This is a genomic window from Chitinophagales bacterium (assembly GCA_020636495.1).
Classification (GTDB): Bacteria; Bacteroidota; Bacteroidia; order Chitinophagales; family Chitinophagaceae; genus UBA5543.
The window spans coordinates 176,057-193,672 of the sequence record JACJXQ010000009.1 but is presented as its reverse complement, the minus strand read 5'-3'; the positions used below and the strand labels follow the sequence as shown (position 1 = coordinate 193,672).

The window sequence follows — 17,616 nt, the reverse complement described above, 5'->3', positions numbered from 1 at the left end:
TATCTTTGTTTTAATAGGTATAAGGCTGTCGAATTTTCCGTAATTTTCGGTTGAAATTCATTCATTATGTCAACAATTATCGTTGCGACAGACTTTTCTGATGTAGCCACAAATGCTGTGCATTACGCATGTAGCATGGCTAAAAACTTCGGCGTGCCTGTATTGGTAACCCATTCTTATGTTATCCCGGTTACATTCCAGGAAAATCCAATGCCTGTAATATCTATGGAAGAGAGTAAATCCACAGCTAAAGCAGAGATGGATAAACTGGTAGCTTCCATGGAAGAGCAATACCCAGGGTTGGATGTATCGGGGCATATTCACTATGGTGATATTACTGATAATCTGAAAGAGATCATTCCGCACAACAATGCATGGCTGGTAGTAGTGGGCAACAGCAGCGCAAATGATAGTGGTTTTTGGCTGGGCAGCAATTTATTAAGCACTTTGAGGAATCTGCAATGCCCTGTAATTGCTGTACCAGAGGGTTACCGGTATAAGAACGTAGGTAAAATAGCTTTTGCATGTGATTTTAAAAACCTGGAGAATAGCCTGCCTGCAGAAGACCTGGTAAACCTTGTGGTGAAATCAGGAGGGCAATTGCATGTACTGAGTGTAGATCACGAGAACAGGCATTTTGATCCTGACACACCGTATGAATATGAAGTATTAGAAGAATCGCTGCATGCGGCAAGCCCGGAGTTTCATCATATAGATAATGAGGATGTGGAAGAGGGGATAAGGTCATTTATTAATAATGAAGAGGTAGATTGGCTGGTAGTAGTACCGCATAAACATAGCTTCTTCGAGAGCTTGTTTCATAAAAGCCAGACCAAAGCTATTGTACGACATGCGCATATCCCGATAGTGGCCTTGCACGAAAAGGCTTAGTCATCTTTGTGTTCTTTGTCAAAGAATGAGAGAATGGCTTTGGTGCCCAGCTCTATGGCTTTCCATTTGGCATAGCCTACCACAAATTCTTTTGCCAGTGACTTAAGGATGTCTTTTTCTATTTTTCTGCCGGCCAGCCTGAGGGCGGGTAATACCAGGGCAAAGAGCTTGTCAGTTATACCTTTTGAGGTCAGCACGTCAAGCCCTGCTTGTATCATGTCGGGTACCGTACTTTCGGCTGAACCATCGGTACTGTTTTTGCCGTCAAGGATGTTAGTGAAAGCAGTGTTGGCTTCATGTTTCACTTTTGCTTTTTCCTGTCTCAGCTCTTCCAGGCTGTTCAGCTTTTTATGATATAGCTTGATCATGATTCTTCTTTTGTTTCGTCAAGATCATCGTCATTACTGGTCAGCAGGCCTACGAATATTCCGGCAAACCATTTCAGAAGCCTGCCTTTGAAAACTACGATAAGGCTTACTAAAAGAAGATATGTGCCTGTTACTATAAAGTATCCTCCAGACAGATTGCCTATCAGCTCTCCGATATATATGCCCAGTCCTATACCTGCAAAAATAATGATCGCTGTAGCGGCCATCATACTAACCATCAGGAACATGCAAAACCCCATAACGATAGCAACTCGTTCTATCGCATTGAGTTTCAGCACGTCAAGATGATGCTCAAGGTACCCTGTTACCTTGTCTACTAGTTTGCCTATCATATTATAGCCTCAAAGACTTTTTAGCCGTGAAATATATCAGCTTCCAGGTCTTCAGTTTTCTTTTTGAAATCGTCAGCCTTGTGTTTCAGCTTTTCGGTCCAGTCATTTACCTGGTTCTTCAATTTGTCAAAATCTTCTTTACGCTTTTTATCATCGGTAGCAATAATATAACCTACTGCAGCACCAACTGCTGCGCCTATCAATAATGTTGCTACTGTCCTTCCTGTGTTTGCCATAGTTACGAATTTTTTGTTCTGTTAATTAAAATAAATATCGAGTACCTTAAAATTAAAGTATTTTAGTAGTATAACAGGTAATCTTTGTCATTGTTTACTATTAATTTGCTATTATAACTTTTCATTACAATTGTACGGTTACAAATGAGGTTATTAGACACGGATAATTTAAAACAGATAGGGCTGCTCAGCCTGATAGTGATAGTTGGCCTGGGCATCTTCAACCAATTCACCGAGTTTCTGCCGGGTGTGCTGGCCGCCACAACTATGTATATCCTTATGCGGCATTATTATATTGAGCTTACAGAAAAGCGTGGTTGGAAAAAATGGTTGGCTGCTACTTTATTCATTGTAGGCTCGGTTGTATTATTTGTGATACCGGTGTTCTTTATTTTTCAGGCGGTAGTACCAAAGCTGAATACGCTGCTGGGGCAAACAAGCCAATTGCAGGAGGTATTACAATCGCTATCTGATGAGCTGAAGGATGCAGGAATGCCTTTTACTATGGATGCTACACAGATAGGAAAGCTGGTGGAGCGCATATCGTCTGAAGTGCCGGCTGTTTTAGGTGCTACTGCCAATGTGCTTACTAATACGGTGCTGGCTTTTTTCTTCCTGTATTTTATGTTGGTACAGGGGCGTGAAATGGAACAGGCCATACAAGGCTTTCTGCCGCTCAAGTCATCAAATGTAGATGATATATGGAACTCAACCAGGTTGGTAGTATATGCCAATGCGATAGGTATTCCTGTTCTGGCTGCAAGTCAGGGGCTTGTTGCGGTGCTTGGCTATAAAATATTCGGTGTTGATTCGTATGTTTTATTGGGCATGCTCACAGGCGTATTTTCAATAGTACCTGTCGTAGGATGTGCAATTGTCTGGGTACCTGTATGTGCTTACCTGGGTAGTACGGGGCATACCACTGCCGCTATAGGCTTAGCCATATACTCCTTTATTATTACTGGTGGAATAGATAATGTACTCCGTTTTACGATATTGAAAAAGCTGGGCGATGTACACCCGATAGTTACTACAATAGGTATAATAGTTGGCGTGCCTATGTTTGGCTTTATGGGCTTTATATTTGGCCCGTTACTCGTTTCTTACCTCTTGCTGTTGATTAAGATATACAGGGTAGAATTTGCTACCGAACCCACAGCAGACAACTAAATGGCTGGTTATTTAAAGTAGTTGCTACCCTCAATATATTCGAAAACCTTTTCAGGTACCAGGTAGCGGATAGATTTCTTTTCTTTCACCTGGTTGCGAATGTAGGTAGATGAAATGTCTAACAGCGGGGCGTGCATGATGGTCAGGTTGGCGCCATGTGTTTCAGTTATTTCAAACCCCGGGCGCATATAGATAATAATGGAGTAGTTTTTTACCAGGTGCTCATAGTTCTTCCATCGGTGTATGTTCTGAAAACTGTCAGAGCCCATAATCACTGAAAATCGCTCAAGCGGAAACTTTTCTGTCAGGTAGGTGAGGGTATCTATTGTATAAGAAGGTTTGGCCAGGCTGAACTCAATATTGCTGGCCCTGAACTTAGTATTATCTTCTATGGCCAGGTTCACTAAGTGCAGCCTGTCATATTCATTCAGTAACGAATTTGAATCTTTCAGTGGGTTGTGTGGCGACACCACGAACCAGAGTTTGTCTATCTCAGAGTGCTCTACAATGTGGTTGGCCACTATCATATGGCCGATGTGTATCGGGTTAAAACTGCCGAAATACAATCCGATGTGCATATGGGCAAAAGTAGCTTTTAATTAGTTAAATGGTTGATTAGTTAATAGTTAAATAGTGAGCAGTGTAGGCTGTTATACTATATCTGGGATCTGGGAGGGCTGCTTATACCAGTGTCACCCATATGCTTTGGGCGTCGCTTTTGCGTATGCTCAGGTAGTAGCCCGCTATTTGTATAGCTATCGGGTCGCCCATAGGGGCTACCATCTCTATCCATACAGGCTGGCCGGGCACGCAGCCCATTTCCATCAGGGTCAGTTGAAAATCACTCTCCTCGTGGTGCTCTATCAGGGCTTTCTGCCCTTTTTTCAGCTCCGATAGCCTAATGGCTTTTTTTTCTATTGCGTCCATTTGTCTGTGCTTGCAGGATTGCAAAGGTATGGGTAAAAAACTTTACCGACATTTGCATAAAATTACGCAAATGTCGGCAAGTTTTCATGAACATGATGTAAAGTCCGGGTTGAAAGACAAACGGAAGCTGTCAGCTTTTCTTGACAAGCTCGTTCGCCAATACAGGAAAGGGAAAGGTAAGGTCAGCCTGACTTATATATTTTGCGCTGACGATTACCTGCTGGCTATGAATAAGCAATTCCTGGATCACGATACTTATACGGATATCATCACATTCGACCTGACGGGCGAGGGTGAAGCATTGGCCGGGGAGATATACATAAGTACAGACCGTATATCTGAAAATGCACTTAAGTTTGGTGTTACTTATAATGATGAATTGCATAGGGTGATATTTCACGGTGCGCTGCACCTTTGTGGTTTCAAAGACAAATCAGCCGCTGATAAGAAGAAGATGAGAGATATGGAGGATAAATGCCTGGCTGAATACTTTAACTGAACAAATGAAGATCGAAATAATTTACGAAGATGACGACCTGGTGATCGTCAACAAGCCGGCAGGCGTACTGGTAATACCCGACAGGTTCGATAATGACCTGCCATCGCTCAACCGTATACTGGAAACGAAATATGGACACCATATGTACGTAGTGCACAGGCTGGACAGGGGCACCAGTGGCGTAATTTGCTTTGCAAAAAATGAAGAGACGCATAAATATATGTCGGCTATATTCCAGGAGCATAAAGTTGAAAAGTACTATTTGGGCCTTGTGGGTGGCAGGTTGATACCCGAAAGCGGTACTATTGAAGCTGCCATTATGGAACATCCTACAAAGAAGGGGAAGATGGTTACGACAAAAAAAGGTAAACCTTCTCGTACCGATTATACGGCTATCGAGCAGTGGCCGCTGTATTCTTTGGTGCAGTTCAGGATATTTACCGGCCGTACACACCAGATACGGGTACATATGCAGAGCATAGGGCATCCCATAGCATGCGATGAATTATATGGTGACGGCAAGCCGTTTTATCTATCGGCAATAAAGAAGAAGTACAACGCTGGTAAAGATGGTGAAGAGAAACCGCTGATGAGCAGGCTGGCGCTGCATGCTTCAAAGCTGGTATTTACCAATGCCGCAGGTAAAGAGATAGTGGCAGAAGCCCCGTTACCTAAAGATATAGCTGCCTGTGTCAACCAGCTGAATAAATGGGCCAAACCCGTTTAACGTACGATTAGTTACTTTTGCACTTCTAAAATTTCTGAACAACTTTTACAATGAGTAGAAAATCAAATATCAATATCCAGGTAGAGCTGGACGAGGACAAGATGCCTGAGCGTATTGACTGGAATGCCCCTGATGGTGGTATTGACGGGTTACAGGAAGCAAAAGCTATATTGCTGGGCCTTTGGGATGGGCAGGAAAAGTCAGCGTTGCGTATAGACCTGTGGACCAAGAAAATGATGGTGGATGAAATGAACGACTTTTTCTACCAGACTTTCTATGGCATGGCCGATACTTTTGCCCGTGCTACACAAAACAAACAGCTGGCGGATGAGATAAAGGCATTTGCGAAGGACTTTTTGAAAAAAGCGTCGGATGCACTGGAGCAACAGGAGAAGGGCAACAACTAAGCCCGGTAATATTTTTTACCTTAGTAAGTAATAATACTGAATAAATACATAGAACTATGACGCTGGAAGAAAAAGTAATGGCAGAAATGAAAGCTGCTATGAAAGCTAAGAATGAGGCTGAATTGCGTACACTGCGTGCTATCAAATCAGCTATATTATTGGAAAAAACATCGGGTAGCGGAAGCGAGATAACCGAGGCGGACGAAATGAAAATGCTGCAGAAAATGGCCAAGCAGCGCCGTGACTCATTAGACATATTCACGCAGCAGAACCGTGCCGACCTGGCAGCCAAGGAAGAGGAAGAGCTGGCAATACTGGAACGTTTTCTGCCAAAACCTTTCTCTGCCGAAGAACTGGAAACGGAATTGAAAGCTATCATTGCCCAGGTTGGTGCCGCAAGTCCTGCTGATATGGGAAAGGTAATGGGTGTTGCATCAAAACAACTGGCAGGAAAAGCTGACGGCAAAACCATTTCAGAAACGGTGAAGCGCTTGCTGGCATAATCTTACAGGCTGATGCTGTTAGATATCATTGCCATATCATTGATCATCATTTTTTTTATTCGCGGCTACATGAAAGGTATCATTGTAGCCGCTTTTTCTGTGCTGGCAATTGTACTGGGCATTATTGTTTCGCTCAAATTGTCTGAGGTATTGGCCACATGGCTTTTTGAAAAAGGTTATGTCACGTCGGGCTGGGCACAGCTCATTAGTTATATCATACTTTTTGTTGGGGTAGTATGGGGCGTCCGGCTCATAGCAAAAGCTATCGAGTCGGCCATGCAGGCGGTAATGCTGGGCTGGGTCAATAAAGGCTTGGGGGGAATGTTCTATGCTTTCATCGTTACTATGGCATGGAGTGCTTTGCTCTGGCTGGGTACGGAAATGAAGATAGTAACGCCCGAAATGATAGCCGAATCAAAAACCTATGAATACATTCAGCCGCTGGCGCCATGGGTAGCGGCAAAGGTGGGTTACCTCTGGCCAATGGCTAAAGATGTTTTCTCCGACCTGGAACATTTCTTTGATAATGTAAACGAATACATTCCGCAACATGTGGGTACTGCTGGATAACTACGATTCATTCACTTATATATTACATCACTACCTGTTGCAGACGGGTAATGATTGTAAGGTGTATCGCAACGATGAGCTGACGGTTGAAGAAATGGCAGCACTCAACCCGGAACGACTTATTATCTCACCGGGCCCTGAAACACCTTTGCAGGCAGGCATTACGCTGGATGCGATACAATACTTCCATGATAAGATACCCATACTGGGGGTCTGCCTTGGGCATCAGGCATTGGGTATGTTTTTCGGGGCAGAACTGATACATATCCCATACCCGATGCATGGTAAAACAAGTGAAGTTGCTCACATCGGTCATCCTTTTTTCGGCAACATACAATCGCCCTGTACGGTAATGCGTTATCATTCGCTGGCTATTGACAACTTAGAGGGTACGGGTCTTCAGGTATTAGCTACCTCAACTGATGACAATATCATAATGGCTGTAGCGCACGAACAATATCCTTGTGTCGGCATCCAGTTTCACCCCGAAAGTATTGGTACCAATCACGGACTACAGATGCTTAAGAACTGGGCAGAGATGTACTAGTGGGTATTACATATCTCGGTCAGAGCTTCTGTGGCTGCATCAAGACCAAGATTGCGTGCTTTGTTCAGGTCGTCGCAGGGCATCATGCCTGACCGGTGTTTTATCATACCCCGCCAATACCATGCTTCAGCATATTTATTGTCTATCTGTATGGCGCTACTCATATCGCTTATTGCCTCCTGGTTGCGTCCTGTTTTTGCCTGTACCAATCCCCTGCGCAGGTAAAAAAGAGGGTCGTTCGGGTCATACTGTATAGCCGAATTGTATGCCTGTAACGCTTTATCAAGGTTCCCTTGTTGTTCTATGCAATCCCCGTATATGTAGTAGGCACGGGCATTTTGGGGTTCGGTGGCCAATACTTTTTCAATATCTGGTAGGGCTTTGTTATAGTTGCCTGTTTGCTGGTAAAGTAGTGCCCGTGTGAATAATGCTTTTGAATATTCATTCAGACGAATGGCCCTGTTCAGGGCATATAATGCTTCCTGTGCATCGCCTTTGCGCAGCATCAGCACACCTTTGTTGTACCATGCTTTGTAGTTGTTTTCGTCCAGTTTGATAGCCTCTTCAATATAGCTCATCGCCGTAGTGTTCTCGCCTTTATTCATATATACGCCACCCAGGCTGCTTTGCGCTACAGACGATTCAGGGAATTTATCAGTTACAGATTGCCAGAAGTTAAGTTCTGACAGCCAGATATCATTCCGCATAAAAGTAGCACCGCCATATATAAGGCACATGGCTGCAATAACAGCAAGGCCTGCCTTTGTTGTTTTTTCTTTGTTTTTGTTGAAATATTGGTATCCGAAAAATGCCATAGGATACCATACACCAATACCCGCCAGGTACAAATAACGGTCTGCCATCAGTACTTCACCAAACTGTACAAATTGCAGTACTATAGCAATATTGACCGTGTAGAATAAAATACCTCCGGCCAATGTAAACCACTTTTTTCTGTAAGCTATTACTCCGGTTGCCACTATAGCTATTGCCAATATTGTGTACAGGATGTGTACTGGTCCGATAGCCGTAGGGTAGGGGTAAAGAACAGATAATCGCACAGGTACCAGCAGGTTGATGATATACTGTACGTATGCATAGCCTGCGAAAACAATGGTATGCCCGAAGTTAAATTCAGGGTGCAGGTTCAGGAAAGATACCTGGTCTTGCGCCTGTAGGTTGATAATACCGATAGGTATAGCCAGCAATACCAGTGGTAATTTTTCCAGCCATATTTTTTTACCGTTCAGCGGCCGTGCCATCCATATATCTACAGCCAGCAATGCAAATGGCAATGTTACAGCCGTCAGTTTGCTCAGGTAGGCCAACAGGCCGAAAATGTACACCCAAATAAGCCTCTTATTCTTGTGGGTAAGCAGGTAGTCTATATATATGTACATTGCCAGCAGGAAGAAGAAACCGTTCATCACCTTATTCCGTGCGGCTATCCACGATACGCTTTCCGTCTGTACGGGATGCACTGCAAATAGTAATGCTGCAAACAGGGCTATGTAAGCGTTACCACCCATTTTTTTGATACAGGCATACAGCAATATCACATCAGCTATATGCCAAACTATATTGGTGAGGTGGTAGATAAATGGTTTGTCACCAACTATTAAGTAATCAAGAGCATAGCTCATCATTGGCAGTGGCTGGTAGTTACCTATGTAATACTCCGACCACATATTTTTGAGATGCTCTGCTGTAAATGAGGAGATGTCAGGCGTATGAAAAACATAGTCAATATCATCCCACGACATGAACCCCGCATTGAATATTTTACTATACGCCAATACTACAGCTATTGCCATAATAGCTATGTGTAACCATGTAATGCGATGTTCTTTGCTGAATATGCTCATTTGGGTTGTCGAAACTAAAAAAAATTATGCAGTAACGACATTAGCTCCACAGCCATTCTGCCGAGCCATGGGCATAATTAACAATATCGCCACTACCGGGTCTTACCTGCAATAATCCGTTGCCCGTTACCCCCATCACTATACCCGAAAATTCATCATTGGCCAACTTGAATTTCTGGGGCTGGTCTTTGCGGAACAATACCTCGTTATACAACCTGAGCATATCGACCATGTCATGCTCTGAGTACAGGTAGGTAAAAATACGTTCACGCAACTTTATAGCCAGCTCAGATATGTTGAACTGTTTGCCGCTTTCTATCCTGAGTGAGGTAGCATAAGGCAACTCATCTGGCATGCGGTATTGCAAAATATTGATACCTATGCCTACTACACTATATGCCCAATGATTACCACGTATCACGTTTTCTATCAATATGCCACCTGCCTTTTTGTCATTGATGATAATATCATTGGGCCATTTGATACGTATGTCCCAATTTTCGTATATCTCCTGCAGGTAATCTGCAATAGCCAGTGATATAAGAACATTAAATGAAAATTGATGCTCAATTTCCAGCTCAGGAACGGTCACAAGGCTCATTAACAGGCTTTCACGGGGGGTGTCTATCCATTTTCTACCCCTCTGCCCTTTCCCTGTGGTCTGCACATCAGTCACTATTGTCAGGCCGGCCTGTGCCGTATCGGCATCTATCAGGCGCATGGCATAGTTATTGGTACTGTCTATGGTAATAAGTTCAATAACGGGAGCATTTAGAACTGCTTGTAACTTTACTGACAAACTTTAGTTATTTTTGACTGTAAAGATATTGCCAAACATAATAGATAGACCAGAATTTGGAGAAAATTATTACCGTATTACAGGGAAGAAAAAAATCTGCTGAAGGGCTTACAAGAAGTAGTAAACTATTTAAGTCTGTAATAAAAGCAGTACAGGAGAAAAAGGCAGAAAATATTGTTTCTCTCGATTTGAAGAAGATTGACGAAGCTGTTGCCGACTTTTTTATTCTATGCGAGGCACAATCAAATACCCAGATAAAGGCAATTGTTGATAACGTCGAAAAGATCGTTAAAGAAGATTGTGATGAACTACCATATCACGTGGAAAGAGGTGAAAAATGGACATTGATCGATTATGTGAACATTGTAGTACATGTTTTTGAGCGTGACCATCGCAAATTCTATAACCTGGAAAGCCTTTGGGGCGATGCCGGCCGTGTTGAACACAATGACTAATTAAACTGTTAAAACAGGATCAAAAAGAACTTAGGAACGAACAATGGAAGATAATAAGTTTAAGCCCGGACAGGGTCCGGGGAAAGATAACAAGTCACCACGCAAAGGGCCCAAATTCAATATCTATTGGATATATGGTATCATGGTGTTGTTGCTCATAGGGTTGAATTTCTTCAGCGGGAACATGGGTGGCAGCACCGAACAGATGAGTTTCCAGGATTTTCGCCAGAAATACCTGGACCAGGGCAAAGTTGAGAAGTTGGTGGTAGTGAATAAATCAGAAGTAGAGATATATCAGAGATCAACAGAAAACGCGAAAAAAGACCCTGAAAACAAAGTTCCCTTTGCCAGCAACGAAGGGCCTGTAGCTAAATTTAACATTGGTAGTGTTGAGCAATTTGAAACTAACCTGAAAGAAGCCCAGGCGAATGTGCCGGAAAATGACCGCGTTCGTGTGATATATGAAACGCGTGGTAGTTTCTTCAATGACATTTTTAGTTCATTCCTGTTGCCGGTCATCTTCCTGGTAGCTATGTGGTTCTTTATCATGCGCAAAATGGGCGGCGGTGCTGGCGGCGGCGGCGGTGCCGGTGGTATATTTAACATCGGTAAATCAAAAGCACAGTTGTTTGAAAAAGGAACCCGTGTAAATGTAACATTCAACGATGTAGCGGGGTTAGATGAAGCCAAGGTAGAGGTAATGGAGATCGTTGATTTTCTGAAAAATCCGAAAAAATACACTGCGCTGGGAGGCAAAATACCTAAAGGCGCATTACTGGTAGGCCCTCCGGGTACAGGTAAGACCTTGCTGGCAAAAGCCGTAGCAGGCGAAGCCCAGGTGCCGTTCTTCTCTATGTCAGGATCCGATTTCGTAGAGATGTTTGTGGGCGTGGGTGCCAGTCGTGTTCGTGACCTGTTCAAGCAGGCTCGTGAAAAAGCACCTTGTATCGTATTCATAGACGAGATAGACGCTATTGGTCGAGCACGTGGTAAGAATATGGTGATGAGCAATGACGAGCGTGAGAATACACTGAACCAACTGCTGGTTGAAATGGACGGCTTCAGCGGGGATACAGGTATTATTGTCCTTGCGGCTACCAACAGGCCCGATGTATTAGACTCAGCATTACTGCGTCCTGGCCGTTTCGATCGCCAGATATCTATTGACGTACCGGATGTAAAAGGCCGTGAAAAAATATTTGATGTACACCTGAAACCTATTAAGAGGTCTGCAGGCCTGGATATTCATAAACTGGCGGTACAAACTCCCGGTTTTGCAGGTGCGGATATTGCAAATATCTGTAATGAAGCTACGCTGATAGCTGCCCGTAAAGGCAAAACAGAGGTGGATATGGATGACTTCAACGATGCTATCGACCGTGTAATAGGTGGACTGGAGAAGAAGAACAAGATCATACTGCCTGAGGAGAAAAAAGTAATTGCTTACCATGAAGCAGGTCACGCTGTTTCTGGCTGGTTCCTGGAGCATGCGCACCCGTTAGTTAAGGTGACAATCGTACCCCGTGGTGTAGCTGCACTAGGCTATGCGCAATACTTGCCCAAAGAAATGTACATACGCAATACCGACCACCTTATGGATGATATGTGTATGACATTAGGTGGCCGTGCGGTTGAAGAGATCGTATTCGGTAAAATATCAACAGGTGCGCTCAGCGATCTGCAGCACGTTACGCGTATGGCTTACGCAATGGTAAGTATGTATGGCATGAACCCTGTACTGGGTAATATATCCTACTACGATCCGCAGAACGATAATGCATACTCAAAGCCATACTCTGAAGAGACAGGTAAGCTGATAGATGACGAGGTACGCAAACTGATAGAAGAAGCTTATCAGAAAGTAAAACACCTGCTGACAGAGAAACTGGATTCAGTGAAAGCTATTGCTGAAGAATTGCTGAAAAAAGAAGTACTGTTCAAAGACGATATGGAACGTCTCATAGGTGCACGCCCATGGGAAGAGACAGCTCCACCGGTTGATATCATTCCCCCGGTGTCAGACAATATCATTCCAACATCTTAATCCAGATATTATTCCAAAAGAGCGACGGTTACCGTCGCTCTTTTATTTATCGCATTATTCAATGCAAATCTTACCGTCAAGGCAGAACAAAAGGGGTATTTTGCCATTTACTTTTTACTTTTGCGATACTATATGCAGACATTCAAAACATCTAAGTCTAAGGAAAATATTCTGGCCAGGATCAGAAAAGAGCTCAACAAAGCTTCTGTTTCTATGCCTTATCCCGAGTTGGAAAAGCGCCAGTCTGATAAGATATACACTTCATCCGGTATGTCTGACGAAGAAAAATTTGCCGAAAGTTTTAATGCCCTTGGGGGTAAGTTTGTTTTTTGTGCCAATAAGGAGGAACTGGTTGATAAACTGTATTCCCTTCACGAAAACCGTGGGTGGAAAAAAATGCTCTGCTCTGAACAGGATATATTAGAGGCACTTAATACAGGAGGTTCCAGCATAGCCCTTTCCAGCCAGGGTAATCCTGAAGATGCTGAGGCGTGTATTACCGGTTGTGAACTACTGGTAGCACGCACCGGATCGGTGATATTGAGCAGCAGGCAAAACATGGGTCGTACGTCGTCTGTTTTTTATCCCGTACATATAATTGTAGCATACACAGGACAAGTGGTACATGATATAGGTGATGCTATCAATACAATGAAAAAGAAATATGGCAGCGATATGCCATCCATGATCAACCTGAATACAGGCCCCAGCCGTACGGCAGATATAGAGAAAACATTGGTAGTAGGTGTACATGGTCCGGGTGAAGTATTTTGTTTCCTCGTAAATGATATATAAAAAAAATGCTGAATCCCGGCGCGCCCACAGGCTCTCTCAAGTTTCAGCAAAAAGACTCTCTTTTAGAAAAAAGACAGTTAATAAGTATGGGTACAATTACAAAAAAAGGGCGCATAAGGGCTGACAAACGCTAATTAATAACCCATGAGTTTAAGCATTTGGTTATCAACCTATTACAAAGGAACGCATTTAACACAATATTAATCCCCGTATTCAACGAAAGTGCATTTTGGTCCGACGAAATAACTATTTCATCAGACGAACGGATCATCGCATATTCGCTCCGATCAGGCTTATTTGCTTTTTTCTTTCCCGTTTTTGAAAATAAAAGATATATGTGACAGGTAACTTTACATTATGGAACAAACAAAACACGACATACAGACCAGGGAAGAGATAGTATTGCTGGTCAATACATTCTACGACAGGGTAAAAGCAGATGATACCATAGGGTATATCTTTCACGAGATCATCGGGGAAGATTGGTCGCACCATTTACCAGTTATGTACAGTTTTTGGGAAACAGTATTATTTGGCAAAGCAGGGTATATGGGCAACCCGGTAGGGAAACATATTGAACTGGATCGCCGCATACCATTGACTGAGCAACACTATGAGCGCTGGCTGAAGCTGTGGACGGAAACGGTGGATGATATGTTTGCAGGCGAAACGGCCAACGAAGCGAAAAAGAAGGCCGCCACAATGCTGCAACTTATCAGCATGAAAGTAAATATGGCTCGCGAACGCGGCAACAAGTCTGTCCTGTAATTATATCAGCTCTATATGCCCTTCAAATACCAATGTAGCAGGGCCTGATAATATTACGTCTGTAGCGCTGGAAGCTTCTGTCTTGTTAAATTGAACACGTAGTTCACCCCCGGGAGTGTGAATAGCCATATCAAATTTTCCTGTTGTGCTTTTAGTTGTTGCAATAGCGCTGGCTGTAACGCCCGTTCCGCAACTCAGGGTCTCATCTTCTACTCCCCGTTCATATGTTCTTACTTTTATGCTGCCATCCAGCACCTGCACAAAGTTGACATTGATGCCTTTCGGCTGAAAATTATCTTTATTGCGTATGCTGCGCCCGGTATTGAATACATCCGTTGTTTCAGTATCATCCACCCATGTAACATAGTGTGGTGAACCGGTATTAAGTATTGTATGATCGGCATGTGCAGCTATGTGATGTACATCCTGCATGGCCAGGTGAACAATACCTTGTTTATCTATTGTTGCATGATGCGGACCGTCTATAGCCACGAAACTGGCTTCGTCTTTTATTACGCCCAACAGCTGTGCAAACGCTGTGATACACCTGCCGCCATTGCCGCACATCGTGCTTTCATTACCATCGCTGTTGTAGTATACCATTTTAAAATCAAAGCCGGTTTCCTGTTCCAGCAGCATCAATCCATCGGCGCCAATGCCAAAATGCCTGTGACAAAGAAAAGCAACCTGCTGTTGCGACAAGTGTATTTTGCCCTCGCGGTTGTCTGCTATGACAAAATCATTGCCTGTGCCCTGGTATTTATAAAAATGTAGTTTCATGTTCTGCTATCTATTCTGAAATACCTGCTCCGCACGAGAGTTCAGGTTATTGGTCGAGCTTCCGTTTGTATACAGGCTTGCCCGCCAGTTATTATTGCGCATTTCTCCACTGACGGTGGAATGCAGTAGTATATACTCGTTCACCATGTAAGGTGGATTATAGAACAAAAATGAGCCTGAATAGCTCTGCTTGCCCGGCGCATTGTATTGCCAAACCTCGTAGGGCAGTGTTCCCTCTTCGGCCGTTACCACATATCGCTGATCCGGCGGGCCATATTTCAAATAGTAAAAGCCACGCTCGGTCTCATATCCCGGTTTCCTTTTCGACCCGAACATCTTGTTGACCTCTTTTACTTTTTCGGTATAATCCAGCCATCCTTTTTCAGGATCAGCAGGTGTTCTCGATTTCCAGAAGTTATATATAAAATACTTCATGTAGGTTTCGTCAGGCCGGGTGATAAAACTTTCTATGCTGATAAGCTCTGTTTCGTTGGCCACGGGTTTCAGCATTTTTATTATAGCCTTTTGCTGTGCTATATTATACTTGCTAACAAATGTCTTGCCCAGGTCAAAGACACTTACCTTTTCAAATAATGGTTGTGTACTGTCAGCACCTGTCGTATCTGAAGTCTCCTTTGGATGTGTGTTACTCCGCTGAAAGAATAGTGACTGGCGAGTGAGTTCCTGTTCTTTATTATTGGTCAGCACCACGTTAAGGTAATAATTGCCCGAAGGCAATACGTCTGTTTTAAATCGCCCCAGCACAGGGATGATTGCCGCAGGTTGCAGGGTGTCAGTATGAACAAGGCGTGCTACAGGATAATCGTATTCTTTCTTTGAAATGGTTACAGTCTGTGTGAGTGGTAGTTGGTCAGCACTGATGTTATTCGCGCCATTTAGCTCTACATAATAGTTCAGTGTCGACCTGTGATCGTCCAGGAAGTTGAAACAAACAGGTATTTGCAGGTTGCCGTTCTTAAGGTAAATATTATCCTTCAGGTCTGTTTTGTAAGATGTGTCTATCAACTGGAGCTGGCTATAGAAGGTCTTCCCATGCTTCGGCACTTCAAATGTATCTATATATTCATACGTGTCCAGTTTATTGTCATAGGCTGTTAACAGCAGCTTGATACGCACTATACCTTCCGGTACCATATATCTGTGCATATCCATAATATTTTGCAGTCGTGCCGCTATGAGCGAAGAAGCGGGAGTAGTTTGCAGGAAGTACTTTTCGTGGGTAATTACCCCTGTATCTGTTGTTATCAGTATCTCGGTTTTTACCTTGCTACGCCATATGCCGGCAGTATCTTCTCTGAATGTTATGCTGTTCGGGTCTATCTGCCAGTAAAACTCTATATATGCCTGTGCATCATTATTACTATTGGCGGGCAGGTAGAATATTGTGTGAGCAGGTACTGCATTGATTCCATAAGCTATTTGCCCGCTCAACAGCAAGAGTAATAAACACGATCCAATCCAACGGCCCATTTTTATTGTTTTCCGCAAATTACTGAAATACCTTTACTTCACGTTTTATGCAGCAGATAGTTACATCATTAATACCTTTTCCTAATATACGATGGTGGTCGGTTGTGGCAGATCATACACATGTTATTTTCGACCATGCTGAGCATTTTGCCAAGATGACCTATCGCAATCGTTACTATATTACCGGTGCAAATGGGCTGATACAACTTACGGTACCCCTTGCCCATGGCCGCAATCAGCGTACCGCCATGCAGGATGTATTGATTGATAATAAAGAACGCTGGCAGGTACAGCATTGGCGTACGTTGTTCTCTGTATATGGCCGTACGCCTTATTTTGAACACTATGCCCCGTCCCTGGAACAACTTTTCCTGCAAAAATTTGACAAGCTTGTGGCATTTAACGAAGCCTCTGTTCATTGGTTGAAGAAAGAGTTACGCATTGGTTTTGATGAAGAAAGCGCACCGGCCTACAAAAAGTATGAATTACCCGTGCATGATATGCGCAATGCATGCAAACCCGGAATGGAGAAAAAAGCAATGCCTGAAAGTGAGGGACTATATTACCAGGTGTTCAGCGAGCGGAATGGTTTTTATCCTAACCTGAGTATGCTCGACCTGTTGTTTGCCGAAGGGCCTGCTGCCATGAGCATCATCAACCGTAACAAAGAGATAATAAATAGATGGGTGTAATTACTTTTTAGGCTGTCTGAATCCACGCATTTTCCATACGCCAAACATGGCTTCGTGTATGATGCCGGATGTCATTTTAGACGTACCTTCTTTCCTGTCTTCAAATGTTATCGGAACTTCTTTCAGTTTGAACCCTGCTCTCCAGGCACGGTATTTCATTTCTATCTGGAAGGCATAGCCGATGAACTGAACTTCATCCAGCGGTATGGTTTTCAACACCTCCCTGCGGTAGCAGATAAAACCGGCTGTAGGATCATTAACAGGCATCCACAGTATCAGGCGGGTATAAAAGGCCCCGCCACGCGATATCAGTTTGCGGTCAAGTGGCCAGTTCACCAGTTTGCCGCCTTTTACATAGCGCGAGCCTACTGCCACGTCCGCTCCTGCCACACATGCCTGGTGCAGGCGCAACAGGTCATCAGGGTTATGAGAGAAGTCAGCGTCCATCTCGAAAATGTAATCATAGTCCCTGCGCAATGCCCATTTGAAACCCGCAATATAGGCGGTGCCCAACCCAAGTTTGCCGGTACGTTCTATCATATGTATCTGCTCAGGATAGGTATTCATCAGGTTGCGGACAATATCTGCGGTACCATCAGGAGATCCGTCGTCTACAACCAGCACATGATAACCACCCGCCAGCGACAGCACTTTGAGTAGGATGCGTTCTATATTCTCCTTCTCGTTGTATGTAGGTATGATAACAAGTTTGTCCAAGAGGGCAAAAAA

At 43.6% G+C, this 17,616-nt stretch carries 23 protein-coding genes; 13 read left to right on the top strand and 10 right to left on the bottom strand.

Going from position 1 to position 17,616, the window contains the following annotated elements:
* Nucleotides 1-66 precede the first annotated feature (66 nt).
* Nucleotides 67-891, top strand: a complete 825-nt coding sequence (locus tag H6550_15740) for a universal stress protein (protein MCB9047586.1) — start codon at nt 67-69, stop codon at nt 889-891.
* Here the strand turns inward: H6550_15740 and H6550_15735 are convergent.
* From H6550_15735 to H6550_15725, 3 genes are read right to left on the bottom strand one after another with little or no spacing between them, the layout of a single operon-like run.
* On the bottom strand, nt 888-1,259 hold the full coding sequence (locus H6550_15735; protein ID MCB9047585.1) for a hypothetical protein: 372 nt from the start codon (nt 1,257-1,259) through the stop codon (nt 888-890). The two genes, H6550_15740 and H6550_15735, sit on opposite strands and share 4 nt — an antisense overlap.
* On the bottom strand, nt 1,256-1,612 hold the full coding sequence (locus H6550_15730) for a hypothetical protein (GenBank protein MCB9047584.1): 357 nt from the start codon (nt 1,610-1,612) through the stop codon (nt 1,256-1,258). The genes H6550_15735 and H6550_15730 overlap by 4 nt, the downstream gene beginning before the upstream one ends.
* Before the next feature lie 20 nt (nt 1,613-1,632).
* Nucleotides 1,633-1,848: a YtxH domain-containing protein gene (locus H6550_15725; GenBank protein MCB9047583.1), complete on the bottom strand. Its 216-nt coding sequence runs from the start codon at nt 1,846-1,848 to the stop codon at nt 1,633-1,635.
* 144 nt (nt 1,849-1,992) lie between these two features.
* Between H6550_15725 and H6550_15720 the strand changes: the two genes are divergently transcribed.
* The gene (locus H6550_15720; GenBank protein MCB9047582.1) at nt 1,993-3,018 is read left to right on the top strand and encodes an AI-2E family transporter; all 1,026 of its coding nucleotides are present in this window, start codon (nt 1,993-1,995) and stop codon (nt 3,016-3,018) included.
* An 8-nt stretch (nt 3,019-3,026) separates the two neighbouring features.
* Here H6550_15720 and H6550_15715 read toward each other — a convergent pair whose 3' ends face one another.
* A complete protein-coding gene (locus tag H6550_15715) occupies nt 3,027-3,596 on the bottom strand; it encodes a nicotinate-nucleotide adenylyltransferase (GenBank protein MCB9047581.1) in 570 nt (189 codons plus the stop codon).
* A 103-nt stretch (nt 3,597-3,699) separates the two neighbouring features.
* Nucleotides 3,700-3,921, bottom strand: coding sequence for a ferrous iron transport protein A (locus H6550_15710; protein ID MCB9047580.1), 222 nt, complete (start codon nt 3,919-3,921; stop codon nt 3,700-3,702).
* Nucleotides 3,922-4,015: 94 nt separating this feature from the next.
* Between H6550_15710 and ybeY the strand changes: the two genes are divergently transcribed.
* The 6 genes from ybeY to H6550_15680 are packed head-to-tail and all read left to right on the top strand — an operon-like array spanning nt 4,016 to nt 7,198.
* Nucleotides 4,016-4,444, top strand: a complete 429-nt coding sequence (ybeY, locus tag H6550_15705; protein MCB9047579.1) for an rRNA maturation RNase YbeY — start codon at nt 4,016-4,018, stop codon at nt 4,442-4,444.
* Between the two features lie 4 nt (nt 4,445-4,448).
* On the top strand, nt 4,449-5,171 hold the full coding sequence (locus tag H6550_15700) for an RluA family pseudouridine synthase (protein ID MCB9047578.1): 723 nt from the start codon (nt 4,449-4,451) through the stop codon (nt 5,169-5,171).
* Nucleotides 5,172-5,221: 50 nt separating this feature from the next.
* Nucleotides 5,222-5,578 carry a gliding motility protein GldC gene (gene gldC / locus H6550_15695; GenBank protein ID MCB9047577.1) on the top strand — a complete coding sequence of 119 codons (357 nt, stop codon included), beginning with the start codon at nt 5,222-5,224 and terminating at the stop codon, nt 5,576-5,578.
* Between the two features lie 56 nt (nt 5,579-5,634).
* Nucleotides 5,635-6,081 (top strand): GatB/YqeY domain-containing protein, encoded by a 447-nt coding sequence (locus H6550_15690; protein ID MCB9047576.1) that lies wholly within the window; start codon nt 5,635-5,637, stop codon nt 6,079-6,081.
* 12 nt (nt 6,082-6,093) lie between these two features.
* Nucleotides 6,094-6,651 (top strand): CvpA family protein, encoded by a 558-nt coding sequence (locus tag H6550_15685; protein ID MCB9047575.1) that lies wholly within the window; start codon nt 6,094-6,096, stop codon nt 6,649-6,651.
* A complete protein-coding gene (locus H6550_15680; GenBank protein ID MCB9047574.1) occupies nt 6,632-7,198 on the top strand; it encodes an aminodeoxychorismate/anthranilate synthase component II in 567 nt (188 codons plus the stop codon). Before H6550_15685 ends, H6550_15680 begins: the two co-directional genes overlap by 20 nt.
* On the opposite strand, the gene H6550_15675 is transcribed toward H6550_15680, so the two are convergent.
* Together H6550_15675 and H6550_15670 are read right to left on the bottom strand one after the other, a co-directional pair.
* Entirely contained in the window at nt 7,195-9,012 is a 1,818-nt protein-coding gene (locus H6550_15675) for a tetratricopeptide repeat protein (GenBank protein MCB9047573.1), read from the bottom strand. The genes H6550_15680 and H6550_15675 overlap by 4 nt on opposite strands.
* Before the next feature lie 91 nt (nt 9,013-9,103).
* Nucleotides 9,104-9,862 carry a biotin--[acetyl-CoA-carboxylase] ligase gene (locus tag H6550_15670; protein ID MCB9047572.1) on the bottom strand — a complete coding sequence of 253 codons (759 nt, stop codon included), beginning with the start codon at nt 9,860-9,862 and terminating at the stop codon, nt 9,104-9,106.
* Between the two features lie 65 nt (nt 9,863-9,927).
* Here H6550_15670 and rsfS point away from each other — a divergent pair, with 65 nt between their 5' ends.
* The 4 genes from rsfS (at nt 9,928) to H6550_15650 (ending at nt 13,924) form a co-directional block, all read left to right on the top strand.
* Entirely contained in the window at nt 9,928-10,317 is a 390-nt protein-coding gene (gene rsfS, locus H6550_15665; protein MCB9047571.1) for a ribosome silencing factor, read from the top strand.
* A 43-nt stretch (nt 10,318-10,360) separates the two neighbouring features.
* Complete coding sequence (locus tag H6550_15660; GenBank protein MCB9047570.1) at nt 10,361-12,361, top strand: ATP-dependent metallopeptidase FtsH/Yme1/Tma family protein; 2,001 nt, start codon at nt 10,361-10,363, stop codon at nt 12,359-12,361.
* 132 nt (nt 12,362-12,493) lie between these two features.
* Nucleotides 12,494-13,156, top strand: a complete 663-nt coding sequence (locus tag H6550_15655) for a lactate utilization protein (protein ID MCB9047569.1) — start codon at nt 12,494-12,496, stop codon at nt 13,154-13,156.
* Between the two features lie 357 nt (nt 13,157-13,513).
* Nucleotides 13,514-13,924 carry a group III truncated hemoglobin gene (locus tag H6550_15650; GenBank protein ID MCB9047568.1) on the top strand — a complete coding sequence of 137 codons (411 nt, stop codon included), beginning with the start codon at nt 13,514-13,516 and terminating at the stop codon, nt 13,922-13,924.
* Here H6550_15650 and H6550_15645 read toward each other — a convergent pair whose 3' ends face one another.
* Both H6550_15645 and H6550_15640 read right to left on the bottom strand, forming a co-directional pair.
* Nucleotides 13,925-14,704: a diaminopimelate epimerase gene (locus H6550_15645; GenBank protein MCB9047567.1), complete on the bottom strand. Its 780-nt coding sequence runs from the start codon at nt 14,702-14,704 to the stop codon at nt 13,925-13,927. It abuts the gene before it with no gap.
* Between the two features lie 6 nt (nt 14,705-14,710).
* Complete coding sequence (locus H6550_15640; protein MCB9047566.1) at nt 14,711-16,195, bottom strand: GWxTD domain-containing protein; 1,485 nt, start codon at nt 16,193-16,195, stop codon at nt 14,711-14,713.
* A gap of 47 nt (nt 16,196-16,242) precedes the next feature.
* Between H6550_15640 and H6550_15635 the strand changes: the two genes are divergently transcribed.
* The gene (locus tag H6550_15635; GenBank protein MCB9047565.1) at nt 16,243-16,887 is read left to right on the top strand and encodes a WbqC family protein; all 645 of its coding nucleotides are present in this window, start codon (nt 16,243-16,245) and stop codon (nt 16,885-16,887) included.
* On the opposite strand, the gene H6550_15630 is transcribed toward H6550_15635, so the two are convergent.
* Nucleotides 16,888-17,604: a polyprenol monophosphomannose synthase gene (locus H6550_15630; GenBank protein ID MCB9047564.1), complete on the bottom strand. Its 717-nt coding sequence runs from the start codon at nt 17,602-17,604 to the stop codon at nt 16,888-16,890. It lies immediately after the preceding gene.
* Nucleotides 17,605-17,616: the final 12 nt, after the last annotated feature.

Bases quoted from the DNA above. Each gene is read 5' to 3' on its own strand.
- H6550_15655 (MCB9047569.1), top strand. From the start codon at position 12,494: ATGCAGACATTCAAAACATCTAAGTCTAAGGAAAATATTCTGGCCAGG.
- H6550_15700 (MCB9047578.1), top strand. From the start codon at position 4,449: ATGAAGATCGAAATAATTTACGAAGATGACGACCTGGTGATCGTCAAC.
- H6550_15635 (MCB9047565.1), top strand. From the start codon at position 16,243: ATGCAGCAGATAGTTACATCATTAATACCTTTTCCTAATATACGATGG.
- H6550_15660 (MCB9047570.1), top strand. From the start codon at position 10,361: ATGGAAGATAATAAGTTTAAGCCCGGACAGGGTCCGGGGAAAGATAAC.
- gldC (MCB9047577.1), top strand. From the start codon at position 5,222: ATGAGTAGAAAATCAAATATCAATATCCAGGTAGAGCTGGACGAGGAC.
- H6550_15740 (MCB9047586.1), top strand. From the start codon at position 67: ATGTCAACAATTATCGTTGCGACAGACTTTTCTGATGTAGCCACAAAT.
- H6550_15645 (MCB9047567.1), bottom strand. From the start codon at position 14,704: ATGAAACTACATTTTTATAAATACCAGGGCACAGGCAATGATTTTGTC.
- H6550_15730 (MCB9047584.1), bottom strand. From the start codon at position 1,612: ATGATAGGCAAACTAGTAGACAAGGTAACAGGGTACCTTGAGCATCAT.
- H6550_15735 (MCB9047585.1), bottom strand. From the start codon at position 1,259: ATGATCAAGCTATATCATAAAAAGCTGAACAGCCTGGAAGAGCTGAGA.
- H6550_15650 (MCB9047568.1), top strand. From the start codon at position 13,514: ATGGAACAAACAAAACACGACATACAGACCAGGGAAGAGATAGTATTG.
- H6550_15715 (MCB9047581.1), bottom strand. From the start codon at position 3,596: ATGCACATCGGATTGTATTTCGGCAGTTTTAACCCGATACACATCGGC.
- H6550_15685 (MCB9047575.1), top strand. From the start codon at position 6,094: ATGCTGTTAGATATCATTGCCATATCATTGATCATCATTTTTTTTATT.
- H6550_15675 (MCB9047573.1), bottom strand. From the start codon at position 9,012: ATGGCAATAGCTGTAGTATTGGCGTATAGTAAAATATTCAATGCGGGG.
- ybeY (MCB9047579.1), top strand. From the start codon at position 4,016: ATGTCGGCAAGTTTTCATGAACATGATGTAAAGTCCGGGTTGAAAGAC.
- H6550_15725 (MCB9047583.1), bottom strand. From the start codon at position 1,848: ATGGCAAACACAGGAAGGACAGTAGCAACATTATTGATAGGCGCAGCA.
- H6550_15680 (MCB9047574.1), top strand. From the start codon at position 6,632: ATGTGGGTACTGCTGGATAACTACGATTCATTCACTTATATATTACAT.
- H6550_15720 (MCB9047582.1), top strand. From the start codon at position 1,993: ATGAGGTTATTAGACACGGATAATTTAAAACAGATAGGGCTGCTCAGC.
- H6550_15690 (MCB9047576.1), top strand. From the start codon at position 5,635: ATGACGCTGGAAGAAAAAGTAATGGCAGAAATGAAAGCTGCTATGAAA.
- H6550_15640 (MCB9047566.1), bottom strand. From the start codon at position 16,195: ATGGGCCGTTGGATTGGATCGTGTTTATTACTCTTGCTGTTGAGCGGG.